The sequence below is a fragment of the Virgibacillus sp. DJP39 genome (assembly GCF_049310925.1).
Lineage (GTDB): Bacteria > Bacillota > Bacilli > Bacillales > Amphibacillaceae > Virgibacillus_F.
The window spans coordinates 1-23,353 of sequence record NZ_JBMERP010000057.1; the positions used below are offsets into that span (position 1 = coordinate 1).

General features: G+C 35.9%; 28 protein-coding genes and 1 other RNA gene. 5 read left to right on the forward strand and 24 right to left on the reverse strand.

Annotation, left to right across the window (positions count from 1 at the left end; translation table 11 throughout):
* Positions 1 to 151: 151 nt before the first annotated feature.
* Both ACOI1D_RS15450 and ACOI1D_RS15455 read right to left on the reverse strand, forming a co-directional pair.
* Positions 152 to 1,681, reverse strand: a complete 1,530-nt coding sequence (locus tag ACOI1D_RS15450) for an FAD-dependent oxidoreductase (protein WP_422502362.1) — start codon at positions 1,679 to 1,681, stop codon at positions 152 to 154.
* Between the two features lie 82 nt (positions 1,682 to 1,763).
* Positions 1,764 to 2,735 carry a P1 family peptidase gene (locus tag ACOI1D_RS15455; protein WP_422502363.1) on the reverse strand — a complete coding sequence of 324 codons (972 nt, stop codon included), beginning with the start codon at positions 2,733 to 2,735 and terminating at the stop codon, positions 1,764 to 1,766.
* A gap of 79 nt (positions 2,736 to 2,814) precedes the next feature.
* Between ACOI1D_RS15455 and ACOI1D_RS15460 the strand changes: the two genes are divergently transcribed.
* Entirely contained in the window at positions 2,815 to 3,084 is a 270-nt protein-coding gene (locus ACOI1D_RS15460) for an acylphosphatase (RefSeq protein WP_422502364.1), read from the forward strand.
* Between the two features lie 59 nt (positions 3,085 to 3,143).
* Here ACOI1D_RS15460 and ACOI1D_RS15465 read toward each other — a convergent pair whose 3' ends face one another.
* Positions 3,144 to 3,383 (reverse strand): 4Fe-4S dicluster domain-containing protein, encoded by a 240-nt coding sequence (locus ACOI1D_RS15465; RefSeq protein WP_422502366.1) that lies wholly within the window; start codon positions 3,381 to 3,383, stop codon positions 3,144 to 3,146.
* Between the two features lie 218 nt (positions 3,384 to 3,601).
* Here ACOI1D_RS15465 and ACOI1D_RS15470 point away from each other — a divergent pair, with 218 nt between their 5' ends.
* Complete coding sequence (locus ACOI1D_RS15470) at positions 3,602 to 4,792, forward strand: M14 family metallopeptidase (protein ID WP_422502367.1); 1,191 nt, start codon at positions 3,602 to 3,604, stop codon at positions 4,790 to 4,792.
* Between the two features lie 3 nt (positions 4,793 to 4,795).
* On the opposite strand, the gene ACOI1D_RS15475 is transcribed toward ACOI1D_RS15470, so the two are convergent.
* The 11 genes from ACOI1D_RS15475 to ACOI1D_RS15525 form a co-directional block, all read right to left on the reverse strand.
* Entirely contained in the window at positions 4,796 to 5,350 is a 555-nt protein-coding gene (locus ACOI1D_RS15475; protein ID WP_422502368.1) for a histidine phosphatase family protein, read from the reverse strand.
* 157 nt (positions 5,351 to 5,507) lie between these two features.
* A complete protein-coding gene (locus tag ACOI1D_RS15480; RefSeq protein WP_422502370.1) occupies positions 5,508 to 5,714 on the reverse strand; it encodes a DUF6501 family protein in 207 nt (68 codons plus the stop codon).
* A 56-nt stretch (positions 5,715 to 5,770) separates the two neighbouring features.
* Positions 5,771 to 6,730, reverse strand: coding sequence for a peptide-methionine (S)-S-oxide reductase MsrA (gene msrA / locus ACOI1D_RS15485; RefSeq protein WP_422502372.1), 960 nt, complete (start codon positions 6,728 to 6,730; stop codon positions 5,771 to 5,773).
* 79 nt (positions 6,731 to 6,809) lie between these two features.
* Positions 6,810 to 7,241 (reverse strand): VrrA/YqfQ family protein, encoded by a 432-nt coding sequence (gene vrrA, locus ACOI1D_RS15490; protein ID WP_422502374.1) that lies wholly within the window; start codon positions 7,239 to 7,241, stop codon positions 6,810 to 6,812.
* Between the two features lie 431 nt (positions 7,242 to 7,672).
* Positions 7,673 to 7,891 carry a YozE family protein gene (locus tag ACOI1D_RS15495; RefSeq protein ID WP_422502376.1) on the reverse strand — a complete coding sequence of 73 codons (219 nt, stop codon included), beginning with the start codon at positions 7,889 to 7,891 and terminating at the stop codon, positions 7,673 to 7,675.
* A gap of 16 nt (positions 7,892 to 7,907) precedes the next feature.
* Complete coding sequence (tatC, locus tag ACOI1D_RS15500) at positions 7,908 to 8,672, reverse strand: twin-arginine translocase subunit TatC (protein WP_422502379.1); 765 nt, start codon at positions 8,670 to 8,672, stop codon at positions 7,908 to 7,910.
* 111 nt (positions 8,673 to 8,783) lie between these two features.
* Positions 8,784 to 8,969, reverse strand: a complete 186-nt coding sequence (gene tatA / locus ACOI1D_RS15505; RefSeq protein ID WP_422502381.1) for a twin-arginine translocase TatA/TatE family subunit — start codon at positions 8,967 to 8,969, stop codon at positions 8,784 to 8,786.
* A 21-nt stretch (positions 8,970 to 8,990) separates the two neighbouring features.
* Positions 8,991 to 9,197 (reverse strand): twin-arginine translocase TatA/TatE family subunit, encoded by a 207-nt coding sequence (locus ACOI1D_RS15510; protein WP_422502383.1) that lies wholly within the window; start codon positions 9,195 to 9,197, stop codon positions 8,991 to 8,993.
* A gap of 148 nt (positions 9,198 to 9,345) precedes the next feature.
* On the reverse strand, positions 9,346 to 9,942 hold the full coding sequence (mobA, locus tag ACOI1D_RS15515) for a molybdenum cofactor guanylyltransferase (protein ID WP_422502386.1): 597 nt from the start codon (positions 9,940 to 9,942) through the stop codon (positions 9,346 to 9,348).
* Entirely contained in the window at positions 9,929 to 10,420 is a 492-nt protein-coding gene (locus tag ACOI1D_RS15520) for a dihydrofolate reductase (protein ID WP_422502388.1), read from the reverse strand. Before ACOI1D_RS15520 ends, mobA begins: the two co-directional genes overlap by 14 nt.
* A 25-nt stretch (positions 10,421 to 10,445) precedes the next feature.
* Positions 10,446 to 11,402, reverse strand: coding sequence for a thymidylate synthase (locus tag ACOI1D_RS15525; RefSeq protein ID WP_422502391.1), 957 nt, complete (start codon positions 11,400 to 11,402; stop codon positions 10,446 to 10,448).
* Between the two features lie 144 nt (positions 11,403 to 11,546).
* Here ACOI1D_RS15525 and ACOI1D_RS15530 point away from each other — a divergent pair, with 144 nt between their 5' ends.
* Positions 11,547 to 12,599 carry an NlpC/P60 family protein gene (locus ACOI1D_RS15530; protein ID WP_422502393.1) on the forward strand — a complete coding sequence of 351 codons (1,053 nt, stop codon included), beginning with the start codon at positions 11,547 to 11,549 and terminating at the stop codon, positions 12,597 to 12,599.
* Positions 12,600 to 12,661: 62 nt separating this feature from the next.
* On the opposite strand, the gene ACOI1D_RS15535 is transcribed toward ACOI1D_RS15530, so the two are convergent.
* From ACOI1D_RS15535 to ACOI1D_RS15550, 4 genes are all read right to left on the reverse strand, one after another.
* Positions 12,662 to 13,150: a GNAT family N-acetyltransferase gene (locus tag ACOI1D_RS15535; RefSeq protein ID WP_422502394.1), complete on the reverse strand. Its 489-nt coding sequence runs from the start codon at positions 13,148 to 13,150 to the stop codon at positions 12,662 to 12,664.
* A gap of 627 nt (positions 13,151 to 13,777) precedes the next feature.
* Positions 13,778 to 14,260: an NUDIX hydrolase gene (locus ACOI1D_RS15540; RefSeq protein ID WP_422502396.1), complete on the reverse strand. Its 483-nt coding sequence runs from the start codon at positions 14,258 to 14,260 to the stop codon at positions 13,778 to 13,780.
* Positions 14,248 to 14,847, reverse strand: a complete 600-nt coding sequence (locus ACOI1D_RS15545) for an HD domain-containing protein (protein ID WP_422502398.1) — start codon at positions 14,845 to 14,847, stop codon at positions 14,248 to 14,250. Before ACOI1D_RS15545 ends, ACOI1D_RS15540 begins: the two co-directional genes overlap by 13 nt.
* A complete protein-coding gene (locus ACOI1D_RS15550; RefSeq protein WP_422502400.1) occupies positions 14,847 to 16,517 on the reverse strand; it encodes a formate--tetrahydrofolate ligase in 1,671 nt (556 codons plus the stop codon). The genes ACOI1D_RS15545 and ACOI1D_RS15550 overlap by 1 nt, the downstream gene beginning before the upstream one ends.
* A 274-nt stretch (positions 16,518 to 16,791) precedes the next feature.
* Here ACOI1D_RS15550 and ACOI1D_RS15555 point away from each other — a divergent pair, with 274 nt between their 5' ends.
* Positions 16,792 to 16,992, forward strand: a complete 201-nt coding sequence (locus tag ACOI1D_RS15555) for a cold-shock protein (RefSeq protein ID WP_422502402.1) — start codon at positions 16,792 to 16,794, stop codon at positions 16,990 to 16,992.
* 211 nt (positions 16,993 to 17,203) lie between these two features.
* Entirely contained in the window at positions 17,204 to 17,878 is a 675-nt protein-coding gene (locus tag ACOI1D_RS15560; protein ID WP_422502404.1) for a queuosine precursor transporter, read from the forward strand.
* A 22-nt stretch (positions 17,879 to 17,900) separates the two neighbouring features.
* On the opposite strand, the gene ACOI1D_RS15565 is transcribed toward ACOI1D_RS15560, so the two are convergent.
* From ACOI1D_RS15565 to gpsB, 6 genes are all read right to left on the reverse strand, one after another.
* Positions 17,901 to 18,419, reverse strand: coding sequence for an isoprenylcysteine carboxyl methyltransferase family protein (locus ACOI1D_RS15565; protein WP_422502406.1), 519 nt, complete (start codon positions 18,417 to 18,419; stop codon positions 17,901 to 17,903).
* A complete protein-coding gene (locus ACOI1D_RS15570) occupies positions 18,419 to 19,507 on the reverse strand; it encodes a type III polyketide synthase (protein ID WP_422502408.1) in 1,089 nt (362 codons plus the stop codon). The genes ACOI1D_RS15565 and ACOI1D_RS15570 overlap by 1 nt, the downstream gene beginning before the upstream one ends.
* 101 nt (positions 19,508 to 19,608) lie before the next feature.
* Entirely contained in the window at positions 19,609 to 21,108 is a 1,500-nt protein-coding gene (locus tag ACOI1D_RS15575; RefSeq protein WP_422502410.1) for a carboxypeptidase M32, read from the reverse strand.
* 1 nt (position 21,109) lies between these two features.
* Positions 21,110 to 22,249, reverse strand: a complete 1,140-nt coding sequence (locus tag ACOI1D_RS15580; protein WP_422502411.1) for a THUMP domain-containing class I SAM-dependent RNA methyltransferase — start codon at positions 22,247 to 22,249, stop codon at positions 21,110 to 21,112.
* 187 nt (positions 22,250 to 22,436) lie between these two features.
* Positions 22,437 to 22,817, reverse strand: an RNA gene (gene rnpB, locus ACOI1D_RS15585) — RNase P RNA component class B.
* 59 nt (positions 22,818 to 22,876) lie between these two features.
* Positions 22,877 to 23,179, reverse strand: a complete 303-nt coding sequence (gene gpsB / locus ACOI1D_RS15590) for a cell division regulator GpsB (RefSeq protein WP_422502413.1) — start codon at positions 23,177 to 23,179, stop codon at positions 22,877 to 22,879.
* Positions 23,180 to 23,353: the final 174 nt, after the last annotated feature.

A 23,353-nucleotide genomic window follows, 5' to 3' on the forward strand; every position in this document is an offset into this window, starting at 1 on the left:
CTAAAAGAATGAATAATACTAATATGATTTGATAAATGTTTAATCTACAATAGACTAAAAAAACCATAAATACCGACAGACTAAAAGATATCTGTCAGTATTTATGGTTTTTTTGTTAATATATTAATTAAACTGGTTTGCTATCATTGTATTAATCATTTTGCACCGGATTTAACGGTCGTTCAGCTGGACCTTCCAAAACATGACCAGTGTAGGAATACCGAGATCCATGACACGGACAATCCCATGTTCTATCTCCCGAATTCCATTCTACCTCACAGCCTAAATGCGTGCATGTCGTATCGACCATATGAAGCTTGCTATCCTTATCGCGGTAAACCCCCGTACGCATTCCTTTAATTCTTGTAATTGTTGCTTCATCAGTAGGAAGCTCGTCAACTAAATTCTTTGTATATTCGAGTTTACCTTTAATTAAGTGTTTAGCCACATCAGAGTTAATACTAACGAATTTTCTAATGGCTGGATCAGCCTGAAACCTTGAGGGCGAATAAAACTTCTCAAAATCACTTTCACCGGTTAAAACAAGATCACTTAGCATTTTTGCTGCCAAAGTTCCATTTGTCATTCCCCATTTTCGAAACCCTGTTGCCACAAACACGGATTTTTGTTCTTCAGTTATAGCGCCAATGTATGGCACCTTATCCAACGTGGTGAGATCTTGAGCAGACCACCGGTTAACATAATCTGATATACCAAATTGCTTATTCGCAAAATCCTCTAATGCCTTATAATGTTCCATTGTCGGTTTACCCTGTCCGGTCTTGTGATTTTCCCCACCGATTAGCCAGAGGTCCTCGCCGTCTATACTCGTTGATCGGATAGACCTTGTTGGGGATTCCGCGTTGATATACATTCCGCCTGGATACTTCTTATCTGTTTTTATACCTATTATATAGGATCGGTCTGGATACATTCGTGTAGGATAGAAACCCTGACCATCGTAAAAAGGGTAATGTGATGCTTGAATAACGTATCGACAATTAACACGGTGCCCATCCCGAGTAACTATTGATGGATGCTTATTATACTCGACGTCTACTGCAGTTGTTTGTTCAAAAATCTTCGCTCCATTTTTAATGCTGTCTTCTAATAATGTTTTTAAATATTTTAAAGGATGATATTGCGCCTGATCTTTCATAATCAATGCAGACTTCATTGGAACTTCAAGAGGCATATTTTTTACTAGGTCACTTGGAATTTTTAACCTATCATATGCTTCCTTCTCGTTTTCTAAAGTAGACAAATAAGAATCTGAATTCGTATATATGTAAGCATGTTCCTTACTAAAGTCACAAGGTATATCGTGTAATTCGACAGTTTCCTTGATAAACTCGACTGCTTCTGTCGCCCCTTTATAATACATGGAAGCCCCTTCTAAACCGAAATGCTCTATTAATTCATTATATATGACGCCATGCTGAGCTGTTACTTTCGCGGTGGTATGTCCCGTGGTACCATTTAGTATGTCACCGGCATCTAGTAGAACAACTTTAACATTTTGCTTAGCTAACAAATAGGCAGCAGTAATACCTACTATTCCCCCGCCGACTATACCAACATCTGCTTTTAAAGATTCTTCTAATTTTGGATAGGTTGAAAACTTTACTGAGTCTCGCCAAAATGGTTCTGGAAACTGAGGCATGTTCAGATTTTCTGTCATGGAATTTGCTCCTTTGTTTTGCGCAAGTTATTCTAGGTTTTGCACAACACACCTCTATTATTCATTGTTTAGTAAGGAACAATTACTTTTTTACATCATTATAACTAGGTATACCAGCACAACCTATTGCATGTTTTACAGCATTCATGACCGCATGTTGAACAACTCGAGTAGCTAACATACTTAATACGTTTAATTCAGTTTCTACTTCATTGGTTGTAAGCGTAAAAAGAGTATCACCATCAACCATTGTATGAGATGGTTGAATGGTTTTGGCGTATCCATCATGTGCTATTGTCGCTATCTTGTTAGCTTGTGCTTTAGTTAATTTCGCGTTTGTTACAATAGAACCTATTGTAGTATTATTAGAGAATCGATTAGTTGAATTATCTTCTAGTTGTTTAAGCATTTGCTCCTCACTATTAAAAAAAACACCATTAGATTTATCATAAACTCCCGCGAGTATTTCGTTAGTAGCAGAATCAATTATGTCACCAAATGCATTGACGGCAACCACTGCTCCTATTTGTAACTCACCAATCTCAACTGCATAGCTACCTATTCCCCCACGCATAACATGTTCATTACCTAAACATTTGCCAACAGTTGCTCCAACTCCTACCCCAATACTTCCTTGTTCAAAATGTTCTTCTGAGAACGCCTGGATGCACGCATCATACCCCATCTCACTATTGGGCCGAATTGTTGGATCACCAGGATATAAATCAAATAGAATTGCTCCAGATACAATTGGTACATTTGCTACTTGAACATCAAAGCCAATGTTATGTTCTTCCAAAAAACGCATAACACCTGTTCCGACATCAAGCCCGAATGCGCTACCGCCTGATAAAAATACACCATGTACCTCTTCTATAAGGTTTTCTGAATGTAGAGCATCGGTTTCACGGGTTCCAGGTGCCCCTCCCCGAACTTCAACGCCACCCACTGCACCATTTTTGCAGATAATTACACTGCAACCAGTAAGCGCATCCTCATTTTGTGCATGACCAAAACAAAATCCTTTTACTTCCTGAATCTTTATTTCTTTCATATTAATCAACCTTTCTGTGTTTTAATTGATAAACGACAGGTTACATTACTTGTATAAGAGTAAACTGGGGAGTGATAAAATGAAAAAGAACATTACTGTGAGTGGAATTGTGCAGGGTGTGGGATTTCGCTATGCGACACAACAAATTGCTGATGATATCGGGATTACTGGATGGGTTAAAAATAATAAGGACGGTACAGTACAAATACATGCACAGGGAGAAAATAAGCAATTAAATATTTTTCAAGAAAAAATTAGAAATAATCCTACACGGTCTAGTCGTGTTGACCATATCAACATTAATATACTGGAAACAGAAGTGATCTATCCAGATTTTTCCATAAAATAATACAATCCATTAAAGATTATAAAAAGATGGCTGCTATCAACAAAATAGCAGCCATCTTTTTACCTGTTTTCGAAAAATTTACGATTCATTTCAATGTATTCATTTTCTTGTTCAGGAGTTTCGTCCTCCATAAATATAGCCTCTACAGGACAAACTGCTTCACATGCCCCACAATCGATACAGATATCTGGATCAATATAAAACATATCTTTACCTTCTTCTATACAATCAACGGGACAAACTTCCACACATTCGCCCGCTTTTTCGTCTTTACACGGTGATGTAATTACAAAAGCCATCTAACTTCCTCCTCTATGGTAATAATTTCACTCTTATAGGAATAGACATATCAATGCAACTAGCAAGAGAATGCACTAGTTTAGGTAGATATGTTCGTATAATTAGGAAAACTTATTTTTTTCAATCATTTGAATTCCTTTATACCACATATTCCACATTTTACAGAACAACTTGCATTCTTTCAAGCTAAATAATCATTTGTAAGGAGAATTTTCTAATGGAAATAAAAATTCGTCAAAGCGACACCCTCTGGTATTATAGCCAATTATTTGAAATTCCGCTTATACTAATTGAACAATCGAATCGAAGAATAACACCTCAAAACCTTACGATAGGTCAACAAATTAAACTGCCAGGTTTTGTACTAAACGAGCACAAAATCGGGGCTGGTGATACTATTTGGCAACTCTCATCTCAATACAATGTTCCAATGGATGCCTTATTATTAGTGAATCAAACAATAAATCCTTCTAATCTATTAATTGGTTCAACTATTTATATTCCATACCGTGTTCGGGATTTGGTAGTAAATGATATTACAAACTACACTTATGAAAAAATGGTTAGAGATATAAATAAACTAATTTCAATCTATCCATTTATAATTAGCCAAACAATTGGAAATTCAGTAATGGGGAAAAATTTAACAGAATTAAGGCTTGGAGTTGGGTCAAAGCGAGTTCATGTAAATGGATCATTCCATGCGAATGAATGGATTACAACTCCAGTAATCATGAAATTTATGAATGAATATTCACTGGCAATAACGAATAACAGCCCCATTAGAGGTATGAATATGCTGCCTCTTTTTATGGAAACGTTATTCTCAGTTGTTCCAATGGTAAATCCAGATGGAGTAAATTTAGTATTAAATGGCTTGCCAGATGACCCTGTTTTTGCAGAACAAGTATTAGAAATAAATAATCAAAGCCTTGATTTTTCAGGCTGGAAGGCCAATATTAACGGGGTTGATTTAAATAATCAGTACCCTGCTTTATGGGAAATCGAAGCTGAGAGAAAACCATCAAATCCAGCACCCAGGGATTATCCAGGACCATACCCCTTGTCTGAACCAGAATCTATAGCTCTAGCAGATTTAACATATGCACGCAATTTTGCTCGAGTAAACGCTTTCCATACACAGGGCGAAGTGATCTATTGGGGATTCGAGGGATTAGAACCTCCTATTTCGGAAGTAATCGTTAATGAATATGAACGTGTCAGTGGGTATGATGCAGTCCAGTATGTAGATAGTTATGCGGGGTATAAAGATTGGTTTATTCAGGAATACCAGTGGCCAGGTTACACTATTGAACTAGGTAGTGGTACAAATCCACTACCAATCGGTCAGTTTAATGAAATATACGAAGAATCACTAGGTATCCTACTCGCTAATTTATATTTGTAGCATCTAGTACTTTTCCCATAAACAGGATACGGAAGGGTTGTCATCACCAAACTCTACTAGATAAACGTCAGGGTTATTTAAGTTTTTCCATTCATCAAATCCAATTGATTGGTCATATCTTTTTAGCATTAGTGATATAAGATTGCCATGGCTTACAAGGATGACATTATTCATATCAGTGTTAGCTTCTATAGACTCGAAAACTTCATTACTTCTTTTGATAGCATCATTTGCAGATTCACCGCCTGGTAGTTTAAAATCTAGTTCAGTAAAAGACTGTTCCAGAACTTCCAACCAGTCGTCAACTGGCTCGTTGCTCAAAATACGTTCTTGCAACCTATTATCAATTTTAATCTCTAATTTATTTGATTCAGCAAAAGGCTTTATACTTTCGATTGCACGTAAATAAGGACTGGAAATGACACCATCAAACACTATTTCTTGCTTGTCAAAGAATTGTGAAAGCAATATTGCCTGACGCATCCCTATAGTTGTTAATGGCGAATCTTTATGCTGTCCTTCAGCTAGACAATGACGTACCAAAAAAATTCTTTTCAATATTATGCAGCCCCTTGTAGTTTATTTGTAAATCTTATAAACTTAGCCAAATGAAATTATTAAAATAGTAAATAAATTATATCATTAATGGAAAAAATATAATATATCTTTTTTAAAGTTTAGCTATTATATTAAAAATAACAGGAATTTCTTCCTGTTATTTTGTTTCCTTAAAATAATCTTTAAGAAAACCACCTATCCGATTACTGTTATCAATAATAAAATAAAATTCATCTGTTTCATTTTTCACTTCATAAGTTTCTCCTGGTGTTAATTTGTCATTAACAACAAATTTCTTTGCATCTGCGTGAACGCATTTTATTTGTTTGATCGTATCTCTTTCTTCCCAGCTTTTATGAATCATCATATACCTCCTAAATTACCAATAAATACCATAATAACACTATCTATTAAATTCTTTTAGTTAAAAAGATGTAAGTAATTTTCATATCCAGCCTTACTCATTTCTTCTTTTGGAATAAAACGCATTGCTGCGGAATTCATACAATATCTTAATCCACCTTTATCTTTTGGGCCATCGTTAAATACGTGTCCTAAGTGTGAATCAGATGTTTTGCTTCGTACCTCTGTTCGTCTCATACCGTGTGTAGTATCAGTTTTCTCTGCTACCTGATAATTGTCAACTGGCTTGGTAAAGCTTGGCCAACCACAACCAGCATCAAATTGCTCTTTAGACGTAAACAAAACTTCACCGGATATAAGATCTACATATATGCCATCAGCTTTGTTATCCCAATATTCATTTTGAAATGGTTTTTCAGTGCCATTTTCTTGTGTTACATGATATTGAACGGGAGATAATTCTTCTTTTAACTTAGCTTTATCCTTTGTTGGTGTCCAATTTTTTGTGATAAAATCAGCCCTCCCTGAACCTTTTTTATATAACTTATAATGAAATGAATTCTTTTTATAATAATTCTGATGACTTTCTTCTGCTCCATAGAACTTTTGTGCAGGCAGTATCCCTGTAACAATTGGTTTCGAAAATTTTCCGCTTGCTTCTAATCTTTGTTTTGATTCCTCAGCAATTTTGCGTTGGTTTTCATTATGATAAAAAATAGCTGTTTGATAGGACTCTCCCCGATCATTGAACTGTCCACCATTATCTGTAGGATCAATCTGTTGCCAAAAAGTCTCCACAATACGGTCATATGGCATCACGTTTGGATCAAATGTGATTTGAACAGCTTCTACATGTCCAGTAGAATTCGAACATACTTCTTCGTAGGTCGGATTTTCTGTCCTACCTCCTGTATAGCCAGAAATAACCCCTTTAATACCCGGTCGTTCATCATATGGCTCTACCATACACCAAAAACATCCACCTGCAAATGTAGCTATTTCATTACTTGAAGTCATCACTGACCCTCCAATACATTTTAACTTCTCTCTATTTTTTCTCTTTTTCATGAAAAAATCAAGTGTTTGGCTTACTAATCTATATAAATAATTTTGGCTTTGACGTTCCTGCATCATTAACACCTGTTGTCTTTTTAGCGGACTTACTAGTTTGAACAGCCTTATCTGGCTCTCGCAGTTGTTTTGCCATAGTACTAGTATGTGTATCAGCCTCAGAATCATCCGTTTCCCTAAGTGCCTTAAGCATTTTTAACATCGATGGTAAATTTTTAACCATAGGTCCATATTCTTTTATCATAGGACCTGCCGTCTCTGCCATATTCATAACTTGCTGAACTTTAGAAAGGGTTTTCGTTAATCCTCCAGATTCAGGGTTCAAAAAAGTTGCTATGGTTGAGGGTAACGATGTCTTTGGTTTTGGACCTGGATACCTTCCTGGTAATCTGTTTGGACCTACATTGTAGGGGTAGTTCATCGGCCTTTGTGGAACTGGTGGGCGGCGGTTGTTCATGGGGAACATATTTACATACCTCATTTCTATAGGATTTGTCTAGATAGTTTACGTCGTTTTATTAAATTGGTGTAGGCTAATCAAGGAAATTTGTGGTCTACATGAGTACAAAAGAAATTAGATTTTGTAAATTCAACCCAATCCAATCAAGAAAATATAATTAACTATTTCCCGGGAAACCGCAGAATACTACAATTATTGCAATTACGCATAAAAACTTTGGCGAATTTAATCATAAATTATATAATCTTGTTATAGTTCCACTTACCCGGCCGGAATATGGTATGTTACCTGTCCCAAATCACCTTTAAAAAAGTTAATCAAACGTTTGATTAACTTTTTTAAAGCAGTTGTACCGGTGTTTTTTAAATGGATAACTGGCCATAATCATATACTAAAAAAGCTCTGGTAAGTTATATACCAGAGCTTTCTCACTTTTCTTTTGTAACATATATATCCCATAGTTCATCAAACACCTGTAAGGCATTTGGAAAAGGACTGTTCCATTCCAGGTAATTACTGACTTCATCATAATCTGTTGAATGTTTTGGAAAACCAACGTCATAAAATACGCAGTCGGCCAGTTGACTTTGATCAGTAGGCTTCTTCTTCCCCCGATATGTTAACAAAAAGTGATAAAATGACCGCATCTATCTTGCACCTCACTTACTCATTTGTATCTTCATCCATAAATTCCTGGTGTTTCTTTTGCTTTTTCTTATATACAATTTTCGCAAAATAAATACTAATTTCATATAGTACGATCAGTGGTACTGCTACAACTATTTGTAGAACAAAATCCGGTGGAGTTACAATTGTTCCGATAATTATTAATATGAAGTAAGCATACTTTCTGGTTTTTTTCATATATTCAGGCGTAATTATGCCTAAACTTGTTAAAAACATTGCAAGAATGGGTATCTCAAAAAGTACACCAAATGGTATTGTCACCTGGAACAAAAATTTAAAATATTTATCAACTGTAAACAATTCATTAAACATACCGTCATTTAAATTAAGTAAAAACGGCATAATGAAATTAATAAACAAAAAGTATCCGAATGCTAAACCAATTATAAACAATAAAAAAATTGCTGGTATGTAAGATAACGATGCTTTCTTTTCATTATCTGTTAGGCCAGGTCGAATAAATAACCATATTTGTAGACTTAATATAGGGAGTGTTCCAGTAATACCAACCAACCCAGCCATAGTGATATAAATGGAAATAATATCACTAAAACCTGTAATATTTAATGCAAAATCTAAGTCCTTTTGAAAAAAGTTAATTAATTGCTCAACGTAAACAAATCCCAATACAAAAAATGCCACAAAAAAGATAGCCGTAACAATAAGTCTATTTCTTAATTCAGATAAGTGGCCAGTTAAATTCATTTCTTTTTCAACCTGATTCGGTTGTTCTTCCGTCATTATTTCACTCCCCTAGAACCTCAGATACTGTTACTTACAAGTACAAGTACCTAATTAGCACAAAAGAAGATGTAAGGCAATACCCTTACACCTTCAGACATTATTTTTCGATTATGTTTTATCATTATCTTTGTTTTTTGAATCCTCATCACCCATGATATCTTTGGTAGCATTTTTAAATTCTTTTAAGGAACTCCCAAATGATTTACCAATCTCAGGTAATTTAGAAGGACCAAAGACAATCAATGCAATAACCAGGATTATAATTAATCCAGGGACACCAATATTACTTAACATGCTTAATCACTCCGCAAGATATTATTTGCTTTCCTCACCTTTTACGATGGTTTTTGCTTCTTTTATTTCACTAGCTGCATCACCAGTTAAGTCACGTGCAGAATTTTTAAATTCACGTAATGTTTGGCCAGCTGCTTTTCCGATTTCTGGTAACTTCTTAGGACCAAAAACAACTAATGCGATAACTAGAATCAAAATAAGCCCTGGTACTCCAATACTTGATAACATAGAATAACACCTTCTTTATAGAATAATTTCATTATACTACTAACAGATAAATCATTGTTGTTTTTTTAAAAAGTACACAAAATGTTCAAATTAAAAACTGCTTCATTATTACCTTATAGTTTAACATGCCTGTCTATGGATTAACAACCTATAATCGTTTAGCTTCTTCATATTCATCTGGTCTATTCATGTTGAAGAAGTGATTGTCCAGATGTTCCATGGGGATTCCAGAAAATTCATCCACGTATCTTACTTTAAGATGGTCAAACATTAAACTGACTTTTCTTTCTTGCTTGTCTAATTGCTGCTGTAATTTATTGTTGACATTTTTAGTGTATATACCAGAAAGTGGATGGATTTTACCTTTATAAATAGGTACGACCGCATCAAAGCCATTTAACTGATCAAGAAGGTGGAGATATACTTCTTTCTTTACAAATGGAGTATCACAAGCACTAATAATAAAGACATTAGCATCTACATGAGACATAGCAGCTTCCATTCCTGCGAGGGGACCCTGATCGACGTAATTATCTTTAATAACTGGGAAGCCAAGGTATGTGTATGTAGATGGTTGGTTTGAATTGATGATAGTCCTATCACCTATACTACCTAACTCACCTACAATTTTTTCAATAACAGGTTTGTTTCTAATTGGAAGAAGTGCTTTATTCATACCCATTCTGCTTGAATGCCCGCCAGCTAAAATAACAACACAAATATTGATCATTTTATTTTCGATCATATTGCAGAAAATAATAGTCATACGGATTTTTTTCGTTTTTCTCCCCTTTTTCCTTACTTGTTAAATTCCAGTTATCTTCTGAAAATGCTGGGAAGTGTGTATCGCCTTCAAATGACTCTTCAATCCAGGTGATATACATGCGATCAACAAATGGTAGAACCTGTTCAAAAATTGTTGCTCCACCTATCACGAAAAATTCCTTTTCCGGGTTTTGATTATTCCATTCCTTGATCGTATTAATATCACGGATTACTTCAACTTCTTCCGGATATGAATTAGTGTCTTGGCTTGTTAATACAACAGTTTTTCTATTTGGTAAAGGCTTACCTAGAGAATCGTACGTTTTTCTACCCATTATCATAGTATGTCCCGTTGTTTTCTCTTTAAAGAATTTGAGATCCTGCGGAAGATACCAGGGTAAATCATTATTTAAACCTATTGCTCGATTACGGTCCATAGCGACAACAAATGATAGCATAATTTGAAACCTCCTTAAAAATTTATTATACAGCTATCGGGGCTTTAATAGCCGGGTGTGGATTGTAACCCTTTAGTTCAAAGTCGTCCATGTCAAAATCAAAAATACTTGATTTCTCTTTATTTAAAATTAGCTCAGGGAATTCCTTAACATCTCTTTCCAATTGTAAGTTAATTTGGTTAATATGGTTTGTATAGATATGAGCGTCTCCAAAAGTGTGGATGAATTCTCCAACTTCCAAATCGCACTCTTGTGCAATTAAATGTGTCAAAAGAGCGTAGCTTGCTATATTAAACGGTACACCCAGGAAAATATCAGCACTTCGTTGATAAAGTTGACACGACAATTTTCCGTCAGCAACATAGAATTGAAACATAGTATGACATGGTGGCAATGCCATATTGGGTATATCCTCAGGGTTCCATGCTGAAACTATATGTCTTCTAGAGTCTGGTTTATTTCGAATAGAATATATTACTTCTTTTAACTGGTCAATCGTTTCATTTTGGGACGTTTTCCAATCACGCCACTGTTTTCCATAGACAGAACCTAAATCCCCAAACTTTTCAGCAAAACGGTCATCCTGCAAAATATTATCTTTGAAAATTCTCATTTGCTCCTGGTATATTTTTTTAAAATCACTGTCTGTTTGACATCTATTTCCGAAGTCTGTCATATCTGGTCCCGTATATTCAGGACTTTCAATCCAGTTCTTAAACGCCCATTCATTCCATATATTATTATTATGTTTTAACAGATAACGAATATTTGTGTCTCCTTTTATAAACCACATTAATTCACTTGCAACAAGCCGAAAAGGAACTTTTTTCGTAGTTAACAGTGGGAAACCCTTACTTAGATCAAAGCGGATTTGATGTCCAAAAATTGAATAAGTACCTGTATTTGTTCGATCTTCTTTTTTACTTCCACTGTCAAGAACGTGTCTACACATATCTAAATAAGCATGTTCCCCATTTAGCATTTAATCTCTCCACCCTTTTTTATATGATATACATAACATTTTCACGCATTAATTGTAACATAAACGTAATCTCATTAGGTCATATAAAGAATTTTTTTGACATAAATCTGTTAGAAGAATCTTATTTAGAAAGGGGATAGTTTTGTGCTTAACGCTACTGTGGAACATGTAGTTAAACAATCTCTCCTGTACAGCTATGTTTTAAGTCAGCCGTTTGCGGTTTATATGAATTCGTATCCTATGATACAGAGCAAAGCGCTACTAGAAGCAGAAGATTTAAACTATGGCGAACATGGAGAAGCAATCAGAGTATTGCAGGAGAAACTAAATAAATTATCCTACTTTAATGATGAAATTGATGGAGAATTCGATATTTTGACAGAGTATGCCTTGAAAAAATTCCAAAAAGATCAAGGAATTACAGTAACGGGCCAAGTCGATATGCAAACAAGAAATATGATAATAAAGGCAGAAAAGACAAAATATCTAAATAAACTAGTGGACTTATCCGAATCAGTGTCACCTGGGATGATTAGCAAAGACGTTAAAGTAGTACAAACAGCATTGCACTACTTTGGTTACTATCAGGGTGAGATAGATAGTATCTATGGACCGTTGACTGCAAAAGCAATTAAGATTGCGGAAGAAAGACATGATATTGACCTTACACAAGAGGTATCGCAGACACAATTACAAACGCTGCACACCCATGTTGATCACGAGCTTGAAGAGGCAAATAAGAATCAGGTAGAAAAGGAGGTTAAAAAAGCATCTCAACCTAAGGTGGTTGAAGTCAAATCAAAAGAAGAAAAACCTAAGGAAATTAAAGTAGAAAAAACTTCTACTAGCAGTATTATAAATGTTGCGCATTCACTTATTGGCACTCCATATGTTTGGGGAGGCGAATCGAGAGGCGGATTTGATTGCAGTGGATTTCTACAATACGTTTTTGCAACTCAAAATATTACAATCCCACGAACTGTTAGCGACATTTGGAACTTTAGTTCAAGCGTACAATCTCCTTCTGTTGGAGATTTGGTTTTCTATGAGACATATAAACCTGGACCTTCACATGCGGGCATTTATATTGGAAACTCAAAATTTATTCATGCCGGTTCATCAAATGGTGTCACAATAGGTGACATGAATTATTCCTATTGGCAAAGTAGATATTTAGGCGCAAAACGAGTTAGATAGAATTTGAGACGGAAATTAGTCCCTTTGAATAATTCAAAGGGATTAATTTTTGGTAATTTTCACTACTTCTTGTTACTTGGATAAATGTAAAACTCCTGAATAGAATTGTGGTTTTCATCAATTCTTTGTGTTAAGTTCTCAACAGCAACTCTAGATAGAACACTTTCCCAGAAATCCTTCGCAGGTTGATTTGCTTCTATCTGAGTGATCATCCAGTTACCAGGGAAAAGTCTCAAAATCTTTGTTGCAGCTTTTGTTCCAAACCCTTTGCCGCTATACTTAGATAGTATGAAAAACTCCAGAATTGTATTAGGAGAATCCGTTGATTCGCTCTCCACGAGAGAAAATCCTATGTATTCATTATCCAGCATAATAAAAAAAGCATGTAAATTTGGATCTTCCCAATACTTTTCTAAATCAAATGGTTTAAATGCACCGTCTTCTTCTAAACGAATCTCAGGAACGAATTTGCTGAATTCATAAATGTAAAATTGGATTAGATTATGCAAAATGTTCTCATCATGACTTTTGACATTTACTATCTTTATCATGTTACTTCCCCCAGAGGTTAAGGTTGAAATAATTATTTAAAGGTTTTTCTTAGGCTTTTTTTATAAGTTTTGTTGCTTCTAATCTTCGTACTTGATGCAAAAACTTTTCCGACGCCGTTCCGGCAGAATCCTTCGCTTTCCGCGGGCACGGCCTCAGCTTCCTCAGAAGCAAAGAACGCTTCTTCCGGGGTCTTCGGACGCGTGCTGTTCCCACAGAAGTCTACGTATTCTGCCTTCACTAAGATAGAAAAATGCCATGACTCCTATGTTCCATGGGACTCCTTCTCCCTTGAACAGAAAGTTAACTAAGCTGCGGAAAAATACGAGACTCCAGTGGGAAAGGAACAGTCTGAATACCCCGCAGTGAGCGGTTTCAGCTCCGAGGAGACTGAAGCGTTGCCGAAGGAAAGTAAGTGATTTTCCGCAGCGCTGGGTCAGCACCAATTTAGTAAAGGGTGGTAGGAAATCAACCTAACAGAGTTTATAGATTTTATGTCAATAGCAACACTGTTATCGAAACCAGACATTACTTAATTACCAAATTTATACTGTTCCTCTTAGAAAACTTGGCATTCGCCAAGCCTTAATGGCGAGTGACTTAGTTGCACTTATGCAGTAAGAAAGAATTTATACTTTCTTAGCTGCCAAAAAATCATGAAGAATTACTTTGTGACTTTCAACCACATTTTCAGGAATTTGATTAGGATAATAGTATTTAAACTGAATAGACTCGGTTTTATCAATTAACATTTCTCCAGCGTAAGATGCAGTGAAATACGCTGTAGTGACGGTGTAAAATGAATCGCCATTTTCTGCTACTACATAGTTTTGAGGACCTGAATATACGTTTATAAGCGTCAGGTCATTAATTGTCAAACCTGTTTCTTCAAATATCTCTCGCTTCGCAACATCTTCGGTTGATTCGCCTAGCTCCATTAATCCGCCTGGAATCCCCCAAGACTTATGTGGAAACTTGCGTTGTTGCAGCAGAATTCGGCCTTGACTATCAATAATAACAACTACAGAGCCAACTAAAATCAATGGTTTGTGACCCACTATTTTTCGTAAATCTTCTATATAACCCAAAATATTTCCCTTCAACCCTTCCATTCAATAAAGAACTGTTTTAAGTATGCTTCCATAAATGCATGCCGTTCTTTAGCTATTTCTTTTGCAGACTGCGTATTCATTAAGTTTTTCAAAAGCAACAGCTTCTCATAAAAGTGGTCAACTGATGTATCATTAGTTACCTTTTCGTGATAGATCAATTGGTCTCTTGATCCACCGTATGCAAATACCCTTGCTATTCCAATTGCACCTAGTGCGTCTAGTCTATCAGCATCCTGAACAATCTTTCCCTCAAGCGTATTGGGAATCTTCCCCTTACTAAAGGAAACATCATTAATCGCCAGATGAATTTCCTGAATTGTATGCTTCTCAATAGCTAAATCCGACAAAAATACATCCATGTCTACGCGTGCTTTACCAGGGTCTGAAAATAATTTCTTGTCTCCTATGTCATGAAGCCACCCTGCCGCTTCACAAACAAATAGGTCTCCACCCTCTTGCTTAGCTATTTCCTTTGCCATTCTTACAACTCTTACCATATGATAATAATCATGTCCTGTCGCATCTTCTGCAAATTGTTCGCGAACATAATCGTGGATAGCTTGTAATACTGGGTTTGATTTATCCATTAGAACAACCCTATTATTTTTCCTTCATCTGTCACATCCATATTGTATGCAGCGGGGTTTTTAGGTAATCCTGGCATTGTCATCATATCTCCAGTCAGAACAACAATGAACCCAGCACCTATAGAAGCGTGTAGTTCACGAATGGATACGGTGAAGCCTTTTGGTCTACCTAATAATGTTGGATCATCACTTAGTGAATATTGAGTTTTCGCCATACAAATTGGAAGCTTTCCCCAACCCTGTTTTTCAAAAAATACAAGTTGTTTTTTGGCCTTTTGGGACAGCTCAATGTCATCCGCACCATAAACTTTTTGTGCCACCAATCTAATTTTAGATTCTATTGACTCATTAACATCATAGGTATAGTTGAAATTACCTTGGTTGGAATCAGCTTTTATGATAACCTTTTCGGCGAGCTCAATTCCTCCTTCTCCACCCTGTGCCCACACATCTGTTAAAGCAACCTCTATGCCGTTAGTCTCACACCATGTTTTTATAAAATCTATTTCGGCTTCGGTATCTGTTGGGAATTTATTAATCGCCACTATATAAGGGAGTCCGAACTGTTCAATCGTTTCGATATGTTTTTTTAGATTAGACATTCCATTTTTTAATGCCTCAACATTCTCTACAGACAAGTTATTTTTATCAACCCCACCGTGCATTTTTAAAGCACGAACTGTTGCAACAATCACAACTGCAGCTGTGTCAAAGCCGCCTGCTCTAGATTTAATATTAAGGAACTTTTCTACACCCAGATCAGCACCAAAACCTGCTTCTGTTACAACGTAATCACCGAGCTTTGCAGCTGTTTTAGTTGCCATAATACTGTTACATCCGTGGGCAATATTCGCAAATGGTCCTCCGTGAATAATTGCAGGTGTATTCTCGGTAGTTTGAACTAAATTTGGTTTTATAGCATCCTTTAAAAGTAAAGTTAATGCTCCTTCAATTTTTAAGTCTTTTACTGTAATTGGTTCTTCCTTATATGTAAATCCAATAACTATCCGGGAAATCCGTTGCTTTAAGTCGCCTAAACTGGTTGATAAACATAAAATAGCCATTATTTCAGATGCAACGGTGATTGTGAATCCATCTTCACGAGGCACCCCACGGAGCGGCCCTCCTAGACCAACAACTATTTGCCTCAGAGATCGGTCATTCATATCCATAACGCGTTTCCATTCTAACCTTCGTGGATCAATATTCAATTCATTACCACGGTGTATGTGATTATCTATGATGGCAGACAATGCGTTGTTGGCACTCGTTATAGCATGTAGGTCACCAGTGAAATGAAGGTTTATGTCTTCCATAGGCAGTACCTGGGAATACCCACCTCCTGCAGCTCCTCCTTTCATTCCCATTACAGGACCTAAGGATGGTTCACGTAAAGCTATAATTGCCTTTTTATTTAATTTGTTGAGTGCTTGTCCCAAACCAACAGTTACAGTAGATTTACCTTCTCCCGCTGGCGTAGGGTTAATTGATGTCACAAGAATAACTTTTCCATCTGGTTTATCTTGTAATTTTTTAAAAAGTTTTTCCGATAACTTTGCTTTTGTATGCCCATACGGCTCCCAGTCAGCTTCAGTTAATTGAAGGTCTTTTGCAATTTCTCCAATTGGTACAAGTTTTGCTTCTTGTGCAATTTCAATATCAGTTTTCATTACAACATCCCCTTTCACTTATCTTTATTATTAGTGTACCTCAAATTGAAGAAAAGTTATATAATTTTTAACTATAACTAAAGCGCATTCATTTTTGTTGTTTTTCGTCATTAATCTACAAAAACAGTAATAACAACACGGGTTTGTTACTTGACTGAATAATCTAAATAAGATATATTTGATATACACAAAGAAGAAGCGTTGGGTTATGTATTTAGCTCTCTCCGTCTCTCTTTGGTAAATAAGTTTGAAAGTTTATAGGAGGATTATTTACATGGTTAATGGTACAGTGAAATGGTTTAATGCAGAAAAAGGTTATGGTTTCCTTCAAGTTGAGGATGGAGATGACGTTTTCGTACATTTTTCAGCTATTCAAGAAGAAGGCTTTAAATCATTAGAAGAAGGTCAGGAAGTTTCATTTGAGATCATTGAAGGTGAACGAGGACCCCAGGCCGCTAATGTCACAAAAAAATAATAAACGTATAAAAGCCAGTAATCAAATGGGATTACTGGCTTTTTTTAGTTTAGAATACTCCTTATCCAATTAGTTACGGCAATTAAGGTTTCACTTTTCATTGATAAAACTGCATGTTGCAATCAATAGATGGAAACAGTATAATGAATTTTGTTCGTTTTAACCGCGGTTCGCAAATTCCCGCGTTATCAAAACTAAGGAGGAAGTCAACATGTCCAATGAATTAATATGGATTTTATTTGCTATTGTAAACTTTTCGTTATTACTCGTTTTTTACCGCTTATTTGGTAAAATGGGATTGTTTGTGTGGATTGGGATGGCAACAGTAGTAGCAAACATTCAAGTTCTCAAGACTGTTGAACTGTTTGGTTTAACAGCTACACTGGGTAATATAATTTACGGTACTGCTTATTTGGCAACCGACATCCTGAATGAAAAGTACAGTAAGGATGATGCTAAGAAGGCAGTCTGGTTAGGTTTTTCAACCTTAATTGCTATGACTGTTATGATGCAGATTGCTTTAGTGTTTGAACCAGGCCAAAGTGATTTTGCTCAAGGTTCACTAGAGACACTGTTCGGTTTAATCCCACAAATAGCTCTTGGCAGTATGGCTGCTTATATAGTTAGTCAGTATTTTGATGTTTGGATCTATGATAAGGTTAGGAAACTTTTCCCATCAACTAAATATTTATGGTTACGGAATAACTCAAGTACAATGCTAAGCCAATTACTGGATACTATCGTTTTTTGTGGTATAGCATTTTATGGACAATATCCATTTGATATATGGCTTGAAATATTCTTTACCACCTACGTTATAAAATTCATCGTAGCTCTGATTGATACTCCTTTTATGTATGCTGCAAAGTTTATGCACAAAGGTTAGTAATTCAAAGGATAGCAAATCGCTATCCTTTTTTCATTGAACGGATGTCTGATAAAGCTTTCTCCTCTATCGGGAGTCGCCACCGCACGAGCAAGTAGATATGCAGTAAGGGAAAAATTATTGCAGTCAAATATGCCCCAAGCAACAATGGAATAATAAATAGTTCAACACCTACTATTATATAGTTTGGATGTTTTAAAAAACGATATGGACCAGTTGTTCGTAAAGTGGTTCCTGGTAAAATTATTACCTTTGTGTTCCAAAACTTACCCAAGCTAAAAATACACCAAACCCTTATAATCTGGGTGAAAATGAACACGCTGAGTAAAAAGTAGTTGAGTGAATGTCCATGAATAGTTAAAGATTCTATAAAGATGCTAACAAAAAATAACAGATGAACTACTATGAACCATTTGTAATGGTCTGCCCCGCGTTCGATTCCTCCTTGTTGCAGCATCCAAGCTTCATTTCTTTTAGCAATAACTAATTCAATAACACGCTGACAAATAACAATTACTAATATAATCCATACCCAAGTCATTAATTACCCCACTCCAACAATAAAAGCTCTGAACTAAATCCTGGACCTAGTGATGATAAAACGCTCCGTTCGTTTTCCAAAATATCCTCTTTCATCCATTCTTCTAAAACATAAATTACTGTAGCGGATGACATATTACCATGTTCTTTTAACACGTGGTAGGAATGCCTTAATTTGTTTGTTGAAAGGTCTAATACATTTTCCATCGCATCTAACACCTTCTTCCCACCTGGATGTGCAATGTAGGAGTGGACCGCCTCCTTAGAAAGTTGGTTATCAGATAAAAAACTGTATAAATGGTATTTCCATAATGAATTTACGAGACTAGGTATGTTTTTGGAAAAAATAACCCCTAAACCATTATTTGTTACGTCCCATCCCATCACAGATAAGGTGTCTTTTTCAATGTGTGAACTACTTTTAACTATTTTTGGAATAGTTTTTTTGTTGTTGTACCGAAGAGGTGAATGTTCCCCTATTAGCAGTGCTGCGCCAACGCCATCTCCGAAAAGTGCTGTTCCAATTATGTTACTTTTAGATGCGTCATCCTTTTGGAAAGTTAAACTACATAACTCACAACAAACTAGTAGCGCGTTTTTATCTGGGTGTGCAGTTATCCAATCAAATACACGTGACAAACCTGTTGCGCCACCAGCACAACCTAATCCCCAGAGTGGCATACGTGCAATATCCGCTCTAAACGGACGCTCATTAATGAGATGTGCATCTATTGATGGTGTGGCTATACCTGTACTTGAAACAAATGCTATCATATCTATTGCATCATAGGGAATTGTACTTTTTAAAAAAATACCATTCGTTAAGCAATGATCAATTGCCTGCAGAGAATATTTTATCGCAAACTTTTGGTATAATTCATTCCTCTCTTCAAACGTATGTGGATTTTTGAGCCAATCTTCACTAACTACAAGTTGTCGTTTATCAATCATTGCGTTGTCATAGACTGGCATCAATCGCTCCAGTTGTTTTTCATTATAGGGAAAAATAAGCTTGACTAATTCCTTTATCTTATTCTGCTGTAATTCATGGCTCGGTACACCTTTACCAACTGAAATAATATATGCCACTCTACCACCTCTTATCTAGTGTTAGAATACACATAATCAGGAAAAATATTACCTAAAAAAAAAAAGGACCCACAGAAGGTCCCGCATTTTCTAGAAATTCATTAAAGCTTATATATAGCTGTATATTTGTCTGTCAAATAATTCACCAGGTAGACAGAATTAAGTTGTTCATTAGTTACATCTTCCACGATTTCCAATGGTTTTTTTATTTTTCCGTACTGATGAATATTTTTAGTCATCCATTCTTTGATAGGCGCAAAATCACCAGAAGAAATTTGTTGATCTACATCCATTTCTTTTTTAAGTGTATGGTTAAATTGCGCAGCATACATATAGCCCAAAGCATAGGATGGAAAATAACCAAAGTCTCCACCTGACCAATGAATATCCTGAAGCACGCCTTCACGATCTGTTGGAGGAGTTATGCCCAGATATTCTTCCATTTTTTCATTCCATAGTCTAGGTAAATCTGCTACTTCAATGTCTCCATTGATTAAACCTTTTTCTAATTCATACCGAATCATAATATGAAGAGGGTATGTTAATTCATCAGCCTCAATCCGAATGAATGATGGTTTAACCTCGTTAACTGCAGAATAGAATTTATCCACTGGAACGGCCTCAAAGTTTTTTGGTGCAAATGACTTAAATAAATCATAGTGTGAATTCCAAAAGGATTCTGTGCGGCCAACAAAATTTTCCCAGAATAATGATTGTGATTCATGTATTCCCATTGATGTACCATCTGAAAGCGGCGTATTTGCCAGCCTGCTGCTTATATTTTGCTCATACAAGGCATGTCCGCCTTCGTGTATAGTGCCAAAAACAGCTGTACGGAAATCACGTTCATCATACCGTGTAGTAACGCGTACATCATTTTGATTTAAAGCAATTGCAAAAGGGTGAATGGTCTCATCCAAACGGCCGGAAGAAAAATCATATCCCATTTTTTCCAATATGGCTACACTAAAGGCCTCTTGATCCTTTTTTGGAAAATGACCTTCTAAAAGCGTGGGATCCGGTTGGACCTTGCTTTCTGAAATTTTATTTAATAACCCGGTTAAAGACTCTCTTAAATCTAGAAAAACCTTATCTAGCGTTTTGACCGTTACTCCAGGTTCATAGTTATGTAATAACGCATCATAAATATGGTTCTCATATCCCCAGTAATTGGCAAACTTTTTATTATATTCCACTAGTTTTTCTAAATACGGTTGGAATAAAGAAAAATCATCTTTTTCTCTGGCTTCTTGCCAAATCGACTCGGATTTAGATTGGAGCATAACATATTCTTTATATTCATCAGATGGAATTTTGCGATTGCGTTCATACGTTTCTTCACATTCTGCAACTGTTTTTTGAATAATCTCATCCTTAGAATAGTTTTTTAATACATCGATAAAATATTTCATTTTTTCTGAGGTTTCTAACTCGTGTAATTTTCCCGAAAGAAATCCAACTACTTCAGATCTTTGTTCAACACCTTTTTTGGGAATCTTCGTTCTCATATCCCAGTGTGTTAACATGATTGTTTCTCGATATGCATTTTGTTCTTTTAATAAATCCTGAAAATCTTTTTCAATTTCTGTAATGTTATCCAAATCATCTTCCCCCGACTTTCTTACCAAAGTATTGGTAATAGTCTGTCCGTATAAAACCATTAAACAGTTTTCTTTTTTTAGTTGCCTTCTGACCATAGTGCTTTTCAAAATCTTCAAATGCTGTAATGATGTATACACTCCAACTTGGGTGATCTCTCATAATTGCACCAAGGTCTTTATGCATTGCAGCAATTTCCTTGAGATCTCCAATCCGTTCACCATAAGGCGGATTACTGATGATATACCCATTTTCTTTACGTAAGAAAAGATCTTTAACCTGCATTTGTTTCCAGTCGACCAAGTCCCCGAGTCCCGCTTCCCTTGCGTTTCCTTTTGAGATCTTTATCATGTTATGGTCTACATCTGATCCAATTATTTGCAGCTTTTGATCATAATTCGCTTTATCTTCGGCTTCTTCAAAAGCTTCATCCCAATACGTATCCTTCACGAAGTCCCAGCCCTGGGATGCAAAATCACGGTTAAATCCTGGGGCGATATTCTGTCCAATTAAAGCTGCTTCAATTGGAATAGTACCAGACCCACAAAAAGGATCTATCAAGGGGTAATCAGGCTTCCAGTTTGTCAGTTTCAACAGAGCTGCGGCCATTGTTTCCTTTAATGGCGCTTCTCCTTGATCAATACGATAACCCCGCTTATGTAGTCCGCTTCCAGATGTATCTAAGGTCAACGTTACTTTATCTTTCAGAATAGCAACTTCTATTCGATGCAAAGCCCCTGTTTCAGGCATTTTAGAAGCTAGACCATACTTCAGCTTCAAACGCTCTGCAACCGATTTTTTTACGATAGCTTGACAATCCGGTACACTATACAGTTGCGATTTGACTGATTTACCAATTACAGGAAATTGGCCGTCCTCACTAATAAAAGATTCCCAAGGCAGTGACTTGGTTCCTTCAAAAAGTGCTTCAAACGACGTTGCATCGAATTCACCTACAAGTAATTTAATACGATCCCCTGTCCTGATCCACAAATTACATCTAGGTATAGCTGAGACAGGAGCATCAAAGATTACTTTACCATTTTCTACTGTTACCTCATATCCAAGTTCCTTTACTTCATTTGCAACAACTGACTCTAAACCCATAGCTGCAGTTGCGATAAGTGTGACATATTGATCCATCTCTTCGTCCCTTTCTGATTAAAACTAAATTACATACAGTCTACCACATAGTCGATACAGATTTAAAATAGAAACCTGATAAACACATAAAAACCCTTTTGAAAGCTTGATGCTTCAAAAGGGTTTACGCATTTGAATTCTTAAATTTACATTTTAGAAATTAAGTTTAAAAAAAGACCATTAAATACTCGATAAGCCATGTTCTGTACCTTTGTACTCAAGTGGTGGTCAGCCTTGTACGACAGGTTGTAATCATCTATCTACAAGTGATTAACTTGTCCTTTTTTCAGTTCGTTTACCTACTAAAAGATGCCCCTACCATTGTTTGGGTTGCTCACTCGTGGGGTTTACCTCGTTCCATTTAGACCGTTTCCAGTCTAACTTCGTCACTGTGGCACTTTCAAAGATCGTATTCCATATCAAAAGACGTAGGAATTTCCCTTGCCGTTAACCTATATGGTTACCTTGACTTATGATTTCATCAAGCACGAACACTACAAACATCACAGTCTGTGTGAGCATGGACTTTCCTCTACATGCGTTAAGCATATAGCGATTACATGAGTATTTAACTTTTAATCTAAAACTTATTATAACATACATTTGTTAATTTAGTAAGACCTATGTTTATTCTGTATCTGCAAACTTTTTCCCGAATACCGCTTTTTCCAGATTTGATAATCGTTTCAACACATCGTAATTAATTTGATGGTTGGGTGTTGTGGAACGAGTTCTGGATTGGTCAGACTGTGTTTTTAACTTATCATTATCCTGTTTCAAGCGATCAATTTCCTGTTGAAACGTTTCGTAATCCTGAATTACAACATCAAGGAACTCGTCTACTTCTTCCTGATTATATCCACGCATTGCAGTCTTAAAATCTTTTTCAAGTATGTCTTTACCATTTAGGTTTATCCTGTTCAAACTCATTTTATAATCACCTCATATCTCCTACAAAGTATTTTTATTTTTTCAAACAATAAACAAAATGTCAATTTAAAATATATGTGTATTAATTACGTATGAATTACATTTTGATTATACCATTATTATGGAAATTTGGCTTGTCTATTCAATTTATGTATCTGATAACCTTTTATGCCT